This window comes from Streptosporangium sp. NPDC004379, assembly GCF_042873875.1.
GTDB lineage: Bacteria > Actinomycetota > Actinomycetes > Streptosporangiales > Streptosporangiaceae > Streptosporangium.
Genome location: NZ_JBIAMC010000007.1, coordinates 1 through 17,261, shown reverse-complemented (window position 1 = coordinate 17,261; position 17,261 = coordinate 1). Strand labels below are relative to the sequence as shown.

The following is a 17,261-nucleotide window of genomic DNA, read 5'->3' as shown; positions in this document are numbered from 1 at the left end:
GTCGCCGCCGGCTCGGGTCGGCTCCGCCGCCGCTTCCGTGGTTGGCTTGCCACCTCACGCGGGGGGGTGCGAAGCGGTGGGGCAGACGCGCACGCGCCGGGGGAACGTCCCGGCGGAGATCAGCAGCCTCGTCGGGCGGCGCGAGGAGCTCGGGGAGATCGCCGCGCTGGTGGCCCGGTCGCCGCTGGTGACCCTCACCGGCGCCGCCGGGGTGGGCAAGACCAGGCTCGCGCTCAGGGCGGCCGGCGTGCTCGGCGGCTCCTTTCCCGGCGGGGCGTGGTTCGCCGAGCTGTCGGCCGAGCAGAACGGCGCACTCGTCGGTCATCGGGTCGCCGCGGTCCTCGGCCTGCCCGAGCAGGCGGCCCGGCCCCAGACCGAGGTGCTGGCCGACTCCCTCGCCGACCGGCGGATGCTGCTGGTCCTGGACACCTGCGACCACCTGGCCGGCGCCTGCGCGGAGCTGCTGCGCGTGGTCCTGGCCCGGGCCCCGCACGTCCGGGTGATCGCCACCTGCCGCCGCCCGCTCGGTGTGCCCGGCGAGCGGGTCCTGCGGGTCGGACCCCTGGACGTGAGCGGTCCCGGTTCCGACGCGGTGCGGCTGCTCACCGAGCGGGCCCGCGCGGCGGTGCCCGGCATCACCCTCGACGAGGCGGAGGCGACCCGGATCTGCCGGCTGCTGGACGGCGTCCCGCTCGCCATCGAACTCGCCGCCCGGCGGCTGCGGGCGCTGTCGGCCCGGCAGGTCGCCGAACGGCTGGACGACCGCCTCGGGCTGCTCACCGGCGGCGGCCCCGCGCCTTTCGGGCGGCATCGGACGCTGCGCACCGCGGTCGGCTGGAGCCACGAACTGTGCTCCCCCATCGAGCGCCTGCTCTGGGCCCGGTTGTCGGTGTTCCCCGGAGAGTTCGGCGCCGGTGACGCGCGTGCGGTGTGCGGCGACGAGGCGCTCGCCGACCCGCCGCTGGCCCGGCTGGCGGAGGCATCCCTGCTGGAGACCAGGGGAGGCCGTTACCGGATGCTCGGCATGACCCGCGACTACGGCGGGGAATGGCTGCGCCGCCTGGGCGAGGAGGACGTCCTCTTCCGCCGCCACCGCGACCACTACCTCGCCGCCGCGCGTCGTGCCGGAGCCGAGTGGTACGGCCCGCGCCAGCGGGAATGGGCCGTCTGGGCCCACAGGGAACTGCCCAACCTGCGGGCGGCCCTCGAACGCGGCGACGACCCCGACCTGCCCGGCGCGCTCTGGTTCGCCTGGTGCTGCCTCGGCCTGGCCGGTCCGGGCCGCCGTTACCTCGACCGCTCGCTGCTCCGTCACACCCGGCCGGGTCCGGCGCGGACCCTGGCCCTGTGGGCGCGGGCGCAGACGGCCCTCACCGCCGGCGACGCGACGGCCGCCCACGCCGGAGCCGCGGAGGCGTACGAGGCCGCGACGGCCGGGGACGACCCGGACATCGCGGGGCGGGCGCTGCAGTGCGCCGCGGCGGCCGCCCTCGCCCTCGGCGACCCGGGGGAGGCCGGACGCCTCGCGGTCGCGGCGTTCGAACGGCTCGGGCGGGCCGCCCGGGACGTCCGGGACCACCTCGGTCTCGCTCTCGCCGAGGTGACGCTCGCCCGGATCCTGTGCGCGCAGGGGGCGTTCGACCGGGCGGTGGCGATACTCGACCGGCGGGCGCGCCGCGCCGTGCGCGGTGAGCTGTGGACGCGCGCGGAGGGCGAGCAGGTGCGCTCGCTGGCCGAACTGGGCCGGGGGGACGCCGACGCGGCCGAGGCCTGTGCGCGGACGGCGCTCGACGCCAGGTGGCGCCTGGGTGACGGGACCGGCGCCGCCCTGGCGATGGAGCAGCTCGCCGCGGTGGCGGCGCGCCGCGGTGACGGGCGGCGGGCCGCCTGGCTGCTGGGGGCGTCCCGGCGGGCGCGGGAGGACTCGGGCACCTCGGCGAACGGCGGGCCGGTCCACGGCACGCCAGGCTTCGCCGTCGGGTGGGAGCGGACGGAGCGGAAGGCCCGGGCGCTCGCGGGGGACGCCGCGCACGACCGGGCGTTCGCCCGGGGACTGGCCACGGCCCCGGAGACCGCCGTGGCGCTGATCCGGAAGGTCGGAGACGGCGTGCACCCGCCCACCGGACGCGCCTCCTCCCGAGCCTGACCTCCGGTCCCGATCTCCCGGTCCCGATCTCCCGGTCCCGATCTCCCGGTCCCGATCTCCCGGCCCCGATCCTCTCGAACCAGGGGCTTTTCGGTCCTGGCCCGACCTCTCCCGTGTCCGAGCCTCGCCGACCTTCGCCGACCTCCGTCGACCTTCGCCGACCTTTGCCGACCTTGGCCGGCCCTCCCGAACCCGACCTCCCCTGGGTTCCCCGTTCAGGGCCATCGGATCCGGCGGGCCGTCGCCCTGATCCGGCAAAAGGGATGTTTCCGTAATTTCCCTACGCGTGGGGGGAAGTTCGGCCTCGGTGCGGCGGTGAGATTTGCGCCGCAGGAGAAGGAAACCCCCACCGGAAAGGGGCCTGAGACCCGGTCCGTGACCCTGACGGGATGCGATGCCTGAACGACGCACATTCAGCAGGAGGGAGCGCGAACCGGTGGAACCCCATCCATGGTGGCGAGGGAACCTGCCCGCGGAACCGAACGGTTTCGTCGGACGCCAGGCCGAGGTCACGAAAGCGCTGAAACTCCTGGCCGAAACCTCATCGGTCACGCTCACCGGCGCGGCGGGCGTCGGCAAGACGCGGATCGCCCTCAGGGCCGCGGCGGAGTGCCGGGACTTCCACCCGGACGGCGCCTGGCTGGTGGAACTGTCAGGCGAACGCGACGGCGGCCTGCTCCCGCACGCCGTCGCGGCCGTCATGGGCATGCCCGAGCGGTCGGCCCGGCCGCAGGACGACCTGCTCGTCGAGTTCCTGGCGAGCAAACACCTCCTGCTGGTCCTCGACTCCTGCGACCGGCTCGCCACCGCCTGCCGCGGGCTCGCCGCCCGCATCCGGGCCGAGGCGCCGGGCGTGCGCCTCCTGCTCACCTCCCGGCAGCCGCTCGGACTGCCGCACGAGGCGGTGCTTCCCGTGGAACCGTTCCGTCCCCCGATCCCGCGGGCCCCGGCTTCGAGACCCCCTGCCTCGTGGGCCTTCGCCCCGTGGACTCCGGACCCGTGGCCCCCGGCGCGGCGGAACCCGGACCCGTACCCGGCCGAGGCCGCGACCGACGAGGCGCTCCGGGTCTTCCTCGACCGGGCCGAGGCGGTGGCGCCCGGCATGGTGACGGGCGAGGCGGAGATCGGGGCCGCCGAGCGGATCTGCCGGCTGCTCGGAGGCGTCCCGCTCGCCCTGGAACTCGCCGCCGGGCAGCTCCCGGCGGCCCCGCCTCGCATCGGCTCCTTCCCCGCGAACCCACGTCCGACCGGCCCGGCCATTTCGTCCCGCACCGGCTCCCTCTCCGCGAACCCACGTCCGACCGGCCCGGCCATTTCGTCCCGCACCGGCTCCCTCCCTGCGGCTCCGCGCTCCACCGGCCCGGACGTTCGGCCTCTTCCCGGCCCGGCTCCCACCGGCCCGGCCGCTTCGCCTTCCACCGCGTCTCTTCCGGCGGGACCGGTGGAGTGGCTCGCCGACCGGCTGGAGGAGCGGTTCGATTCCCGAGCGGTCGTCCAGCCGTCCTTCTTCCGGCCCCAGCGGCTGCGCGCCGTGATCGACTGGAGTCACGAGTCTTGCTCCCCGGCCGAACGGCTGCTCTGGGCCCGCCTGTCGGTCTTCGCCGGGCCCATCGACCCGGAGTCCGCCCGGTGGGTGTGCGGCGACGAACGTCTCACCGACGTGCCGGGCCTGCTGACCGGCCTCTCGGCCAAGGGACTGCTCACCCCGGTCCCCGGCGGCTACCGGCAGCCGGAACCGGTCAGGGAGTACGGCGCGGAGCGCCTGGCCCGGCTCGGGGAGGAGGACCGCACGGTCCGGCGGCACCGCCACCACCACCTCGGCCTGGCCCGTCGCGCCGAAGCCGGATGGTACGGCCCGGCGCAGGAGGAGTGGGCCGCCCGCCTGCGGTTCTCGCTGCCCGACCTGCGCCGCGTGCTCGGCTCACCGTCCGATCCGCTGTCCGCCGAGCTCGCCGGGGCCCTGTGGATCGTCTGGCACTGCCTGGGCCGGCTGAACGAGGGCCGCCGCCACCTGGGACGGGCGATCGCCGCCGCGCCGGTGGCCGACCCCGGCCTGCCCCGGCTCCTGTGGGCCGACGCGTGCGTGGCCGCCGCCCAGGGAGATTCGGAGCGCGCCCACCGCAGGGCCGAGGCGGCGCTGTCGGCCGCCCGCGACTGGTCCGACCACGCGGCCGCGGGGCACGCCCGCCTGGCACTGGCCTGCCAGGCGCTGCTCACCGGCGCCCTCGGCGAGGTACGGCCCGCCGTACGGCGGGCCCGCGAGCATTTCCACCGCGCCGGGGTGATGACCGTCGGCGAGCCGCTCGCCCTGGTGGTCGCGGCGATCGCGGACACCTGGCGCGGTGAGTTCGCCCGGGCGGTCACCGTGCTGGAGGAGGCCGGGCGGCTGTGCGAGGCCCGCGGCGAGCTCTGGGCCCGCGCCCAGTGCGATCACGTGCTGTCCATCGCCCGGCTCGGCCTCGGCGAGGCCGACGAGGCGGCGCGGGCGGCCGGACGGTCGCTCGCCGCCCGGTGGCGCCTGCGCGACACGGCGGGCGCGGCGGAGACCCTGGGCCAGCTCGCGGTGATCGCCTCGATCCAGGGCGACGCCCGCCGTACGGCCCGCCTCCAGGGGGCCGAGAAGCGGATGCGCGGCCTGTCCGGGGCGCGCGGATCCGGCCGGGAGAGCGTGTGCGAGCCCGGGACGGTCGCCGAGAGGACGGCCCGGCAACTCCTCGGTGACGACGCCTACGACGCCGCCTTCGCCGAGGGGTACGACGACGACCCCGGCTCCGCGGCGCTCCACGCCCTCGGCTGAGGCTCCGGAACGATCGGCGTGTGCCCATGGACGTCCGCGGGGCGCATGTCCTCGGCCGTCCTCGGCTGAGGGTTCACCACTGAGGATTCACCACGAGCCTGAGGGCCTCCGCGTGCCCGCGGGCTTCTTCCACGTGCCCGGGGGTTCGCACCGCGTCCGTTCCGGGTCATACGCCGGAATCCCGGTTCTCCCGTATTCGAGGCACGGCGTCCGTTCCGAGCGGCTCGCCGGAATCCCGGTTCGCCCGCACCCGGGGTCCTCCCGCACCCGGAGACTCCGCGTGTCCCGGTGATTCTCCGGGTCCGGGGCTTCCCCGGGGACGCCGCGATGCGGTGGAATCTTGGGGCCCGCCCCGATCCCGGGGCGGCGCCCCCCCGAAGGAGCCCCCCGACGGACGACGACGAGGCGATCGCCCGTTCCCTGGACGGCGACCTTGCGGCCTACGAGGTCCTGGTCGCCCGCTACAGCGCGCTCGCGCACCGCACGGCGGCGATGCTCGGGGCCGGCGACGAGGCCGAGGACGTCGTCCAGGAGGCGTTCGTCAAGGCGTACCGCCACCTGGGCGGTTTCCGGCGCGACGCGCCGTTCCGCCCCTGGCTGCTGCGGATCGTGGCCAACGAGACCCACGACCTGACCCGTTCCCGGGGCCGTCGCGCGGAGCTGACCGCACGGGTCACCGAGCTCGACCCGCCGGGCGCGGCGCAGAGCTCCGAGGACGCGGCCGTCGCCACCGACCGGCGCACCCGCCTCCTCGGCCTGGTACGCGCGCTTCCGGAACGGGAACGTCAGGCCGTCGTCTGCCGGTACTTCCTGCAGCTGTCCGAGGCCGAGACCGCGCAGGTGCTCGGGCTGCCGGTCGGCACCGTCAAGTCCCGGACCTCCCGGGGCCTGCGCCGGCTGCGCGAGGAGGTGGACCGTGACCTCACCTGACGACGCCCCGCGGGGCGTCCCGCCCGAGGACGCCGGAGCCGGTGGCCGAGTGCCGGCCGATGACGGTTTTTCCCGGGCCGCCAGGCCCGGTGCCCCCGGTGCCCCCGATGGCGTCGGTGGCGTCGAGTCCGCGCTCCTGGCCCTGGGAGAGGTCCTGGAGACATCCGCGCCGCCCCCGGCCGAGGTGGCGGCGGCCGTACGGGCCCGGCTCGAAGCCGCCGGGGAGGGCCGTCCCGCCGGGGCGCCCACCGGCGCGGGGCCGCGCCCGGAGCCGCCCGCCCGCCGTGGGGCGCGACGCGCGCCGGCACGGCGCGGCGACGGCCGGGGGCCGGGGCGCGTCACCCGGCGGCGCGCGGCCGTCGCGGTCGCGGTCGCCGCCGCCCTCCTCCTGGGGGTCACCCCGGCGGGGCAGGCGGCGGTCGCCCGGGTCCTGAGGTTCGCCGGGATCGAGCTGCGCGTCGGCGGCCCCGGACCGCTGCCCGCCGGGGTGGCCGCGCCGCTGCCGGGGGAGCGGCGGGTCACGCTGGAGGAGGCCCGGCGGCAAGCGGCCTTCCCCGTCTCGGTCCCCGCCGGGCTGGAGGACCCCGCCGACGTACGGGTCGCCGACGGCGGGCGGGTGGTGTCGCTGCTCTGGCCGGGTGTCCGGCTGGACGAGTACGACGGGGTGCTCCAGGTGGTCTTCCGCAAGGAACTGGGACCGCCCTGGCCCGAGCAGGTGACGGTCGGAGCCTCGCAGGGGTGGTGGATCCCGGGCCCGCACGGCCTGATCTACCTGCCCCGCACGGCGGTCGGCGAGGCGCCCGCCCGTCCCCGCCGGGCGGACCCGACCCTCATCTGGCAGAAGGGGCGGACGGGCCTGCGCCTGGAGGGGGTCGCGGACCTCCGGCGGGCCCTGGAGATCGCCAGGTCGACCCGCTGAGCCCACTGAACCCATCGAGCCCACCGGGTCAACTGAGCCCGCTGAACCCATCGAGCCCGTCGGGGCCGCCGAGCCCTCCGGCCCGGGGCCTCGCCGACCGGCCGGATCCGCTCGGATCCCGGAGCCCGCCGCGGCCCCCGGGACCTCCGCCCCGCCCCGCCGGGTCCCGCCGTACGGCTCAGGCCGGGGACGCCAGCCAGTCGTCGATCTCCGCGAGGAGGTCCCGGCGCACGTGCTCCGGGGCCGCCGACGCCCTGACGGACTGCCGGGCCAGCTCGGCGAGCTCCGCGTCGGTGAAGCCGTACACCTCCCTGGCCAGCTCGTACTGGCGCAGCAGCCGCGAGCCGAACAGCAGGGGGTCGTCGGCGCCCAGCGCGATCGACACGCCCGCGTCGAACAGCCGCCGCAGCGGCACGTCCTCGGCCCGCTCGGCCACGCCGAGCCCGACGTTGGAGGACGGGCAGACCTCGCAGGTGATCCCCCGCTCCGCCAGGCGCTCCATGAGCCGCTCGGACTCGGCCGCCCGCACACCGTGCCCGACCCGGTCGGCGCCCAGCAGGTCGACGCACTCGGCCACGCTGCCGGAGCCCAGTAGCTCCCCGCCGTGCGGCAGGGACAGCAGCCCGGCCCGCTTGGCGAGCCGGAACGCCCCGTCGAAGTCGCGGGCCCGGCCCCGGCGCTCGTCGTTGGACAGGCCGAACCCGACCACGCCCTGGTCCATGTGACGGGAGGCGAGCCTGGCGAGCGTCTTGGCGTCGAGGGGGTGCCGGGTGCGGTTGGCGGCCACCACGACGGCCACGCCGATCCCCGCGTGCCCGGCGGCCTTGCGCGCGGCGTCGAGCATCAGCTCCAGGGTCGGGGTGAGGCCGCCGAACCGGTGGGCGTATCCCGACGGGTCCACCTGGATCTCCAGCCAGCGCGACCCCTCCGCCGCCTCGTCCTCGGCGGCCTCCCGCAGCAGCCGGTAGACGTCGTCCTCCCGCTGGAGGACCGACCGGGCGATGTCGTACAGCCGCTGGAAGCGGAACCAGCCGCGCTCGTCGGTCGCCCGCAGCTTCGGAGGCCAGTCCCTGACCAGCGCGTCCGGCAGGTGCAGGCCCTGCTCGCGGGCCAGCTCCACCAGGGTGGTGTGCCGCATCGAGCCGGTGAAGTGCAGGTGGAGATGGGCCTTGGGCAGTGCGCGCAGGGGACGTGCCATTTCCATATGGTGCCCTACCCGCGGCGCTCCCGCGCACCGTACGTCGGGCCGGCCCGCGACGGGAGACAGCAGGGACGATTGGGGCTCCAGGGGAAGACGGGTTTCACCATGCGGTTACTCTACGACTCTTTATGCTTACTTTACGTTATGGAGGGCCGGGCCGCAGACGGCGGCCCCGCACGCGCAGGAGGCACCCATGAGACGCGTGACCACCACACTCGGCGTCCTCGCCGCGGCCGCGGCGCTCGCGCTGACCGTCTCCCACCCCGCCCAGGCGGCCCAGGGAGCGCTGATCGTCAACGGAGCGGTCTACTACGACCCCAGCGGCTGCTACGGCTCCGACGTCTTCCCGCTCGACGTCAACAACCAGAGCGACGGCTACGCCTACATCTGGAACGGCCCCTACTGCACCGGGGAGGTCGTCCTCGTGCTGAGCCCGGACACCGCCGCCGTCGTGGAGGAGGGGGTCAGCGTCTCCGTCGAGTGAGCCCGGCCCGGCCGCGGGGCGCGCCTCCCCGCGGCCGGACGGCCGGCGCCCCGGGCAGGGCCGCCGGCCGGGCGTCCCGCGGCGGGGCCGGCCACCGTACGGCCGGCGCGCCTGGACGGGCGCCCCCGGGTGAGGGGGCGGCGCGGGCCGGGCCCGGCCCGCCGAGGATCCGTACCGCTAGCGCCCCTGGGTGAGGAACTTGGCGACCCGGCTGACGCCCTCGGCGAGGTCGTCGTCGCCGAGCGCGTAGGACAGCCGGAAGTAGCCCGGGGTGCCGAACGCCTCGCCGGGCACGAGCGCGACCTCGGCCTCCTCCAGGATCAGCTCGGCGAGCTCGGCGGACGTCTGCGGACGCCGGCCGCCGAAGTCCCGGCCCAGCAGCTCCTTGACCGACGGGTACGCGTAGAAGGCGCCCTTGGGCTCCGGGCAGACCACACCGGGGATGTCGTTCAGCATGCGGACCATGGTCCTGCGGCGGCGGTCGAACGCCTCGCGCATCTCCGCCACGGCCGCCAGGTCGCCGGAGACGGCCGCCAGCGCGGCGGCCTGGGCCACGTTGGAGACGTTGGAGGTGGCGTGCGACTGCAGGTTGGTCGCGGCCTTGACGACGTCCTTGGGCCCGATCAGCCAGCCGACCCGCCAGCCGGTCATCGCGTAGGTCTTGGCGACGCCGTTCAGGACGACGACCCTGTCGCCGAGCTCGGGGACGGCGGCGGCGATGCTCACGAAGCTCGCGTCGCCGTACGTCAGGTGCTCGTAGATCTCGTCGGTGACGACCCACAGGTCGTGCTCGGCGGCCCACCGGCCGATCGCCTCGACCTGCTCGGGGCTGTGGACGGCCCCGGTCGGGTTGGACGGCGAGACGAACAGCAGGACCTTGGTCCGGTCGGTGCGGGCCGCCTCCAGCTGCTCGACGCTCGCGAGGTATCCCGTGGTCTCGTCGGTCACGACATCGACCTGGACGCCGCCCGCCAGCTTGATCGCCTCGGGGTAGGTCGTCCAGTACGGCGCGACGACCAGGACCTCGTCGCCCGGGTCGAGCAGCGTGGCGAACGCCTCGTAGACCGCCTGCTTGCCGCCGTTCGTGATCAGCACCTGGGCCGCCTCGACCCGGTAGCCGGAGTCGCGGAGCGTCTTGTCGGCGACGGCCTGCTTCAGCTCGGGAAGGCCGCCGGCCGGGGTGTACTTGTGGAACCGGGGGTTCCGGCACGCCTCGACGGCCGCCTCGACGATGTAACCGGGAGTCGGGAAGTCCGGCTCGCCCGCGCCGAAGCCGATGACCGGGCGGCCCGCCGCCTTCATGGCCTTGGCCTTGGCGTCCACGGCGAGCGTGGCGGACTCGGAGATCGCGGAGATGCGCGCTGAGATGCGAGGACGGGTCATGGCTCCATGGTTACAGAACCGTGGCCCGCCTCCCGACGCCCATCCATGATGTGGACGCGGCCCGCGCCGGACCGGGCGGATTCGTGGGGCCGAAATCGTACGGCTCCGCCCCGGGCGGGGCGGAGAGCGACCCGGCGGGTGGAAAGGAGGCGTGACCAGGACGATCGTCCCCCGGTTCGACGTACGGGCCATTCACCCGTAGACTCCGGCATGGTCTTACCGCCTTCCGCGTGAATCGGCGGTCAAGACCGTGAGCCACGGACAAACTTCGGTCCAACCGATGTATGGTGGTTCATGTCTTAGGGCACTAGCGCAATTGGTAGCGCACCGGTCTCCAAAACCGGCGGTTGGGGGTTCGAGTCCCTCGTGCCCTGCGAGGAGCGGTCCGCGCATCAGGGCGTCTAGCGCGCCGCAGACATGCGTTGGACACGACGGATTTCGGGTGAGGACTGTGGCGATCGACACGCGCGGCGAAACCGCAGACAAGCCGAGCGGTGAGAAGAAGGCCAAGCGTACTTCTCCTGCCCTTTTCTACCGACAGGTCATCGCTGAGCTGCGCAAGGTCATCTGGCCCACGCGCAAGGAGCTCATCTCTTACACCGTCATCGTCCTGGTCTTTGTTCTGATCATGGTCGCGATCGTGGCCGGTTTCGACGCGATCCTCACCGAGGGCGTGCTGCGGATCTTCGGCGGAGCCTGATCCGCCTCCGGGCGCGTTCGTCACCGCGTCGTACCGCGGTAAGTCAATAGCCATCGACGGAAAGAGAATGAGTCACCGTGTCCGAGTCTTCACAGGCGGCCGGCGAGCACCCCGAGGAGCGGGTGAGCGAGCCGGAAGAGGCCGTCGACGTCGAGGCGAGCTCGCCGGTCGAGCCCGCCGAGTCTGACGTCGAGGCCGACGCCGAGGCCGAGGAGGCCCCGGCCGGCGCCGTCGACGAGGACGGAGACGTCCTTCCCGACGTCGACCCGGTCGAGGAGTTCAAGCGCGAGCTGCGGGGCCAGTACGGCGAGTGGTACGTCATCCACTCCTACGCCGGCTACGAGAACCGCGTGAAGTCCAACATCGAGACCCGCACGCAGTCCCTCAACATGGAGGATTACATCTTCCAGGTCGAGGTGCCGACCCATCACGTGACCGAGGTCAAGAGCGGCAAGCGTCAGCTCGTCAAGGAGCGGGTGCTGCCCGGCTACGTCCTCGTCCGGATGGAGCTCACCGACGAGTCATGGTCCGCGGTGCGCAACACCCCCGGCGTGACCGGCTTCGTCGGCCTGTCCAACAAGCCGAGCCCCTTGAGCATCGACGAGGTCGCCAAGCTGCTCGCGCCCGAGCCGTCCGAGGAGACCAAGAAGACGACCGCCAAGGCCGCCGCCGCGACCGTCGACTTCGAGGTCGGCGAGTCCGTCACGGTCATGGACGGCCCCTTCGCGACACTTCCCGCGACGGTCAGCGAGATCAGCGTCGAGTCGCAGAAGCTCAAGGTGCTGGTGTCGATCTTCGGCCGCGAGACCCCGGTTGAGCTGTCGTTCAACCAGGTCTCGAAGATCTGACCGGTTCACATACACTAAGTCGTTCGGTGGCCGTGTCCGCGAAGCACGGCCCGCCGACATGCTCCCGCACGCTCTGCGCGGGAGCCGCGTCAACCTGAAGAGGACCCGGAGAAAACCATGCCTCCTAAGAAGAAGATCGCGGCACTGGTCAAGGTCCAGCTTCCCGCTGGCCAGGCCACGCCCGCCCCGCCGGTCGGTACCGCCCTCGGTCCGCACGGCGTCAACATCATGGACTTCGTGAAGCAGTACAACGCTGCCACCGAGGCCCAGCGCGGCAACATCATCCCCGTTGAGATCACCATCTTCGAGGACCGCAGCTTCACCTTCGTCACGAAGACGCCCCCGGCGCCTGAGCTGATCAAGAAGGCCGCCGGTGTGGCCAAGGGCTCGGCCGTCCCGCAGAAGGACAAGGTCGGCAAGCTGACCCGCGACCAGCTGCGCGAGATCGCCCAGACCAAGATGCAGGACCTCAACGCCAACGACATCGAGGCGGCCGAGAAGATCATCGCCGGCACCGCCCGGTCGATGGGCATCACGATCGCCGACTAGCCACGGCGAGCCGGGCGTGAGCGGGCGCGGACCGAGGAGGTCCGGCGGTCCCGCGGAGGTCCCGGAGGCGGGCGCGGCCGACGTCGCGCCGGCACCACAATCTCGAAGCAAGTGGAGGGGCCAGGCGCTGGCCCGTACCACGGACACTCGGATCCAGGAGTGAGCAAGTGAAGCGCAGCAAGGGTTACCGCAACGCAGCGGCCCAGATCGACCGCGAGAACCTCTACAGCCCCGCCGAGGCGGTCAAGCTGGCCAAGGAGACGAGCGTCTCCAAGTTCGACGCGACCGTCGAGGTCGCGCTGCGGCTGGGCGTCGACCCCCGCAAGGCCGACCAGATGGTCCGCGGCACCGTCAACCTCCCGCACGGCACCGGTAAGACCGCCCGGGTCCTGGTCTTCGCGACCGGTGACCGTGCCGAGGAGGCCCGCGCCGCGGGCGCCGACATCGTGGGCGCCGACGAGCTGATCGACGAGGTCGCCAAGGGCCGCCTCGACTTCGACGCGGTCGTCGCCACGCCCGACCTCATGGGCAAGGTCGGCCGCCTGGGCCGCGTGCTCGGCCCGCGTGGCCTGATGCCGAACCCCAAGACCGGCACCGTCACCCCGGCCGTCGGCAAGGCCGTCACCGACATCAAGGGCGGCAAGATCGAGTTCCGGGTCGACCGGCACTCGAACCTGCACTTCATCATCGGCAAGGTGTCGTTCACCGAGCGTCAGCTCGTCGAGAACTACGCCGCCGCCCTTGAGGAGGTGCTGCGTCTCAAGCCGTCCGCGGCCAAGGGCCGCTACGTCAAGAAGGTCGCCTTCACCACGTCCATGGGCCCCGGCATCCCCGTCGACCCGAACGTGACGCGGGTGGCGGCCGCCGACGCCGACGCCTGACGGCGATCACCTCTCCGAACGCGCGAACCCGCGCGGATCCCCGCTACGGCGGGGATCCGCGCGGACCTGGGGCCTCAGCCGAATCGGCCATTCGGTTGAGGCCCTTCGTGTTTCCTTCGTTCCTCCGGACGACGCGGACGACAGGTTCGCCGCGTAATGTCGAGGGCAGTTGAGGGGGAAACGAAGGGGTGATGATTAATGCGCCGATATGCTCCCGCAGTCGCGCTGGGTGCGGCCGCGCTGGTCACGGTCACGGGATGCGGTGCGCAGAGCGCCGGGTCCGGGGGGACGAGTGCCGCCTCCCTCGGGAACATCAAGCTGGCCGCCGCCGACGCGGTGCTGCAGAGCGCGCGGCAGGCGGAGGAGGCCACCTCCTACACCGCCGATCTGGTCGCCGAGACCACCGGCGGTGACCACGGGACGGGCAAGATCCAGGGCACCGTGCGGTACCAGAGCAAGCCCGCTCTCGCCGCGGACGTCACGCTGAACACGATCACCTTCGGCGGGCAGAACGTCCCCGGCGGGGTGCGCGCGGTCCTCACCGGCGACTCGGTCTACGTGAAGTCGGATGCCCTGCGGCAGTTCGCCGACACGACCAAGCCGTGGGCCAAGGTCTCGCTCACCGATCTCGAATCCGGCGAGCAGGCCAAGATCCGTGACTTCATGACCCAGGCCCAGCAGTTCGACCTGGCCGGGACGGTCAAGATGCTCACGACGTCCGAGGACGTCAAGGCGGTGGGCACCGAGACGGTCGGCGGCGTGGAGACCACCCACTACAGCGGCACCTTCCCGGTGGACAAGGCCGCCCAGGCGGCCGACCCGGCCAGGCGTGAGCAGCTCCAGCGCCAGCTCGCGCAGGTCAAGGACGTGAAGTTCGACCTGTGGGCCGACGCTCAGAGCCTGCCCCGCAAGGTCACGCTGAGCGGCTCGGAGCAGGGCGCCACGTTCAACGCGACGGCGCTCTTCAAGAACTTCAACGAGCCCGTGCAGATCGCGGATCCCCCCGCCGAGCAGGTGGAGGAGCTGCGCGGGCGCACCGGCGGCAACTGACGCCCCCGCCCGGCTCGACCGGCCTCTCGTACGGCCCGCGCCCCGGCCCCCTGTGGTCCGGGGCGCGGGCCGTACGGCTTCGAGGGCGGCGTCGTCGATCCGCGGGCCTGTGCGCGCCGTACGGGCCCGGCGGTGCCATGCGGATCCGGGCGCGCCGCCGTACGTCCGGCAGGGCCCGGAGAACCGGGGAGAGCGCCGGGGGCGGACACGGTTCGTACGGCGATTTGGCGCACGCCCCGGCAGGGCGTATGCTGTCCGTGCCGAAGACCGCCGGTCGTCGTCATGCCTCATGGTGTGGCGACCCAAGGATCCACGTCGTGGACGGCCCGCGTAGGTGTGTAGTGAGTTTCCATTGGGAAAATGTCTTCCTTATGTGAGCCCCGTGCGCCTGCGCCGGGGCTTGTTCTTTTCTCGGGCCTTTGCCGGCGGCACATCTGGAAGGAGGCCCATGGCGAAGGCGGAGAAGGCGACGGCCGTAGCCGAGCTCAAGAGCAGCTTCGAAGGCTCGAGCGCCGCCGTTCTGACCGAGTACCGCGGTCTCACCGTCGCGCAGCTCAAGGAGCTGCGTGTCTCTCTCGGTGAGAATGCGAAGTTCGCCGTGGTGAAGAACACGCTGACCAAGATCGCGGCCAACGAGGCCGGGATCAACCAGCTCGACGGCCTGCTCGCGGGCCCGTCGGCGATCGCGTTCGTCAAGGGCGACGTGGTCGAGGCTGCCAAGAGTCTGCGTGACTTCGCCAAGGCCAATCCCCTCCTGGTCATCAAGGGCGGTGTCGTCGACGGCAAGTCGATGACGCCGGACGAGATCAGCAAGCTTGCCGACCTTGAGTCGCGTGAGGTTCTCCTCGCGAAGCTGGCCGGTGCTCTGAAGGCCAAGCAGGGCCACGCGGCCGCTGTCTTCAGCGCGCTGCCCACCAACATGGCTCAGCTGGCCGAGGCCCTGCGCGCGAAGCGCGCGGAGGCGGGCGAGTAGGTCCGCGCAGGCGGCCCGGGGGATTAGCGCACACGAACCGCGGTCCCAGTTCTTAAGTTCTTAGATCCATACGGAGGAAACCATGGCGAAGCTCACCACCGACGAGCTGCTCGACGCTTTCAAGGAGATGACCCTCCTTGAGCTGTCCGACTTCGTGAAGCTCTTCGAGGAGACCTTCGACGTCAAGGCTGCCGCCCCGGTCGCCGTCGCGGCCGCCCCGGCCGCCGGTGGCGCCGGCGGTGCCGCCGAGGAGGCCGAGGAGCAGGACGAGTTCGACGTCATCCTCGAGGCCGCCGGCGACAAGAAGATCCAGGTCATCAAGGAGATCCGCGCCCTGACCAGCCTGGGCCTGAAGGAGGCCAAGGACCTCGTGGACGGCGCTCCCAAGCCCGTCTTCGACGGCAAGGTCAACAAGGAGCAGGCTGAGAAGGCCAAGGCCGCCCTTGAGGGCGCCGGCGCCACCGTGACCGTCAAGTAAGACCGTCACGTAAGCAGTATCACCGCGAGAAGAGCGGGTCCACCAGGTGCCGGTGGCCCGCTCTTTTTGTGTCTCCGGGCTCTTTCCCGGCCCCTTCTCCCCGGGTCCGCCCGTCTCTCGGGCCTCGGGACCTTCCCTGGGCTCGCCGCCTCGCGCTCCGCGGCCCTTCCCGGTCCTCTCCGGCGCCTCCCGTCCTCCGCTCCCGCACCCCTCCGCCCCAGACGTCTTCCGCGTGCTCCTCGGGGCCGAAAGGCCGATGGCTCCGGCCGCGGGCGGGTTATGATCCGCCCGACGGGGCTCACCGGCCCGGTGGCCCGCGCCGTACGGCCGCCGGCTCGCGTCACGCGGGCCGGGAGGGGAGGATGCGGTGCCGATGGACGCCTCCCGGCGTCGCGTCCCGGGGCCCGTCGGCCTCGTGCTGGGCGCGCTGGCCTTGGTGCTGCTAGGGGCGGCCCTGTGGGCGGGCATGGGCCTGCGGGAGGCCCGGGCGGCGGCCGGCGACCGCGAGGCGGCGCTCAGGGCGGCGGGGGAGCACGCCGTGGCCCTGATGTCGGTCGGATACCAGAACGTCGACGCCGACATGCGACGCGTCCTCGGCACCTCGACGGGGCAGGCGCGGGCGGAGTACGTCCGCGACGCCGCCGCCCTGCGGGAGACCACGGTCGGGGACAGGCTCCTGCGGACCGGGGCGCTGCGCGCCTCCGGGCTCGTCTCGCTGCGGGGGGACACGGCCGAGGCGCTGGTCGTCGGCGACGCGGTGGTCCGGGGGGAGGGGAGCGAGAGCGCCCCCCGGGAGCAGTTCTACCGGTGGCGGATGCAGCTGACCAGGGCCTCCGGAGGCTGGCTCGTGTCGAAGGTGGAGCAGGTCTCATGAGGGGCGGATCCCGGACGGTCGCCGCGGCGCTGGGCGCCGTCGCGCTCGTGCTCGCGGCGGTGACCTGGGTCATGTACGGCGAGCTGAGCCGGCTGCGCCAGGAGGAGGCCGACGGCCGCGAGGCGCTGGCGGCCGCCCGCCTGGCCGCCCCCGACATGCTCTCGTACGACTACCGCACGATCGAGCAGGACTTCACGCGGGCGGCGGGATACACCACGGGCGGCCTCACCGAGCACTACCGTCAGCTCGCCAAGTCACTGGCTCCGCAGGTCAGGCAGGAACGCACGGTCCAGCAGGTGACGGTCGCGGGCGCGGCGGTGGAGTCGGTGCGGGCCGGCCGGGTGGACGTGCTGCTGTTCACGAACGTCGGCACGGTCAGGACCCCGCCCGGCGAGAGCGAGCCGCGGCGGCAGGTCGTCCAGAACCGTGCCCGGTTCGGCATGGTGAAGCAGGGGTCGCGCTGGCTGGTGGCGGAGCTGTCCACCCTGCTCGGCGCCCCTCCTCCCGCCTGACCGGCGTGGCGCGTCGGTCAATTGTCGGCAAAATTCATGTTTGAGTTCGGTGCCAGGCGGGGTAGATGAGCCACGGTAGTGTCGATCGTCGGCCCGGCATGGGCTAGCGTTCGAGCCGTCGTGTGACTGAGCGTTAGCCTCGGCGGGTCGTCGGGTATCGTCCTGGGGCCGATGGTGACGCGTGGTTCGCGACGGGAAGAACTCCCGGCGTCTTGGCCGTTCCTCGGCTGAAATGTCAGCTCGCGGGCTTGACGTTTCGGCGCTGACGGGCGATGCTGCGACCAACGTGGAGCATGCAGCGAGAGTGGACTGGACAGGTGTGTGCCGTTCGGCTACACTGCCCCTTTGCGCTGCCCTTTGACGACCCGCTTCTTTTGGTGCTCCGATGCATGGTCGTCTGGCGTGCGTGTAGTCAGTCCGCCGCGAGCCCTCGGAAGGACATCTGTTGGCAGCCTCGCGCAACGCCTCCGCCGTACCCGCTGGTCCCCGTCGTGTGTCGTTCGCACGCATCCAGGAACCGCTTGAGGTTCCCGACC

At 73.0% G+C, this 17,261-nt stretch carries 16 protein-coding genes and 1 tRNA gene; 15 read left to right on the top strand and 2 right to left on the bottom strand.

Going from position 1 to position 17,261, the window contains the following annotated elements:
- Window positions 1-76: 76 nt before the first annotated feature.
- The 4 genes from ACFYSC_RS16735 to ACFYSC_RS16720 all read left to right on the top strand — a co-directional run bounded on the left by ACFYSC_RS16735 (window position 77) and on the right by ACFYSC_RS16720 (window position 6,792).
- Entirely contained in the window at window positions 77-2,146 is a 2,070-nt protein-coding gene (locus tag ACFYSC_RS16735; RefSeq protein WP_389961891.1) for an ATP-binding protein, read from the top strand.
- Window positions 2,147-2,582: 436 nt separating this feature from the next.
- A complete protein-coding gene (locus ACFYSC_RS16730; RefSeq protein ID WP_389961889.1) occupies window positions 2,583-4,943 on the top strand; it encodes a hypothetical protein in 2,361 nt (786 codons plus the stop codon).
- A gap of 327 nt (window positions 4,944-5,270) precedes the next feature.
- A complete protein-coding gene (locus tag ACFYSC_RS16725; protein WP_389961887.1) occupies window positions 5,271-5,873 on the top strand; it encodes an RNA polymerase sigma factor in 603 nt (200 codons plus the stop codon).
- On the top strand, window positions 5,860-6,792 hold the full coding sequence (locus ACFYSC_RS16720; protein ID WP_389961885.1) for a hypothetical protein: 933 nt from the start codon (window positions 5,860-5,862) through the stop codon (window positions 6,790-6,792). The genes ACFYSC_RS16725 and ACFYSC_RS16720 overlap by 14 nt, the downstream gene beginning before the upstream one ends.
- A 178-nt stretch (window positions 6,793-6,970) precedes the next feature.
- Here the strand turns inward: ACFYSC_RS16720 and ACFYSC_RS16715 are convergent, their stop codons facing one another.
- Window positions 6,971-7,990 (bottom strand): adenosine deaminase, encoded by a 1,020-nt coding sequence (locus ACFYSC_RS16715; RefSeq protein WP_362936794.1) that lies wholly within the window; start codon window positions 7,988-7,990, stop codon window positions 6,971-6,973.
- A gap of 196 nt (window positions 7,991-8,186) precedes the next feature.
- Here ACFYSC_RS16715 and ACFYSC_RS16710 point away from each other — a divergent pair, with 196 nt between their 5' ends.
- Window positions 8,187-8,477 (top strand): hypothetical protein, encoded by a 291-nt coding sequence (locus tag ACFYSC_RS16710; protein WP_389961883.1) that lies wholly within the window; start codon window positions 8,187-8,189, stop codon window positions 8,475-8,477.
- A 177-nt stretch (window positions 8,478-8,654) separates the two neighbouring features.
- Here the strand turns inward: ACFYSC_RS16710 and ACFYSC_RS16705 are convergent, their stop codons facing one another.
- A complete protein-coding gene (locus ACFYSC_RS16705; RefSeq protein ID WP_389961881.1) occupies window positions 8,655-9,860 on the bottom strand; it encodes a pyridoxal phosphate-dependent aminotransferase in 1,206 nt (401 codons plus the stop codon).
- Between the two features lie 301 nt (window positions 9,861-10,161).
- Here ACFYSC_RS16705 and ACFYSC_RS16700 point away from each other — a divergent pair.
- From ACFYSC_RS16700 to ACFYSC_RS16655, 10 genes are all read left to right on the top strand, one after another.
- A tRNA-Trp gene (locus tag ACFYSC_RS16700) sits at window positions 10,162-10,234 on the top strand.
- A 77-nt stretch (window positions 10,235-10,311) separates the two neighbouring features.
- Entirely contained in the window at window positions 10,312-10,560 is a 249-nt protein-coding gene (secE, locus tag ACFYSC_RS16695; protein WP_362936785.1) for a preprotein translocase subunit SecE, read from the top strand.
- Between the two features lie 77 nt (window positions 10,561-10,637).
- A complete protein-coding gene (nusG, locus tag ACFYSC_RS16690; RefSeq protein ID WP_389961878.1) occupies window positions 10,638-11,408 on the top strand; it encodes a transcription termination/antitermination protein NusG in 771 nt (256 codons plus the stop codon).
- A 117-nt stretch (window positions 11,409-11,525) separates the two neighbouring features.
- Window positions 11,526-11,957: a 50S ribosomal protein L11 gene (gene rplK / locus ACFYSC_RS16685; protein WP_362936779.1), complete on the top strand. Its 432-nt coding sequence runs from the start codon at window positions 11,526-11,528 to the stop codon at window positions 11,955-11,957.
- 167 nt (window positions 11,958-12,124) lie between these two features.
- The gene (gene rplA / locus ACFYSC_RS16680; RefSeq protein ID WP_389961875.1) at window positions 12,125-12,838 is read left to right on the top strand and encodes a 50S ribosomal protein L1; all 714 of its coding nucleotides are present in this window, start codon (window positions 12,125-12,127) and stop codon (window positions 12,836-12,838) included.
- 198 nt (window positions 12,839-13,036) lie between these two features.
- The gene (locus ACFYSC_RS16675) at window positions 13,037-13,888 is read left to right on the top strand and encodes a DUF1396 domain-containing protein (protein WP_389961873.1); all 852 of its coding nucleotides are present in this window, start codon (window positions 13,037-13,039) and stop codon (window positions 13,886-13,888) included.
- 448 nt (window positions 13,889-14,336) lie between these two features.
- Window positions 14,337-14,861, top strand: a complete 525-nt coding sequence (gene rplJ, locus ACFYSC_RS16670; RefSeq protein ID WP_362936770.1) for a 50S ribosomal protein L10 — start codon at window positions 14,337-14,339, stop codon at window positions 14,859-14,861.
- 82 nt (window positions 14,862-14,943) lie between these two features.
- Entirely contained in the window at window positions 14,944-15,339 is a 396-nt protein-coding gene (rplL, locus tag ACFYSC_RS16665; RefSeq protein ID WP_362936767.1) for a 50S ribosomal protein L7/L12, read from the top strand.
- 373 nt (window positions 15,340-15,712) lie between these two features.
- The gene (locus ACFYSC_RS16660) at window positions 15,713-16,213 is read left to right on the top strand and encodes a hypothetical protein (RefSeq protein WP_389961870.1); all 501 of its coding nucleotides are present in this window, start codon (window positions 15,713-15,715) and stop codon (window positions 16,211-16,213) included.
- Window positions 16,210-16,725: a hypothetical protein gene (locus ACFYSC_RS16655; RefSeq protein ID WP_389961868.1), complete on the top strand. Its 516-nt coding sequence runs from the start codon at window positions 16,210-16,212 to the stop codon at window positions 16,723-16,725. Before ACFYSC_RS16660 ends, ACFYSC_RS16655 begins: the two co-directional genes overlap by 4 nt.
- The last annotated feature ends 536 nt before the right edge of the window (window positions 16,726-17,261 follow it).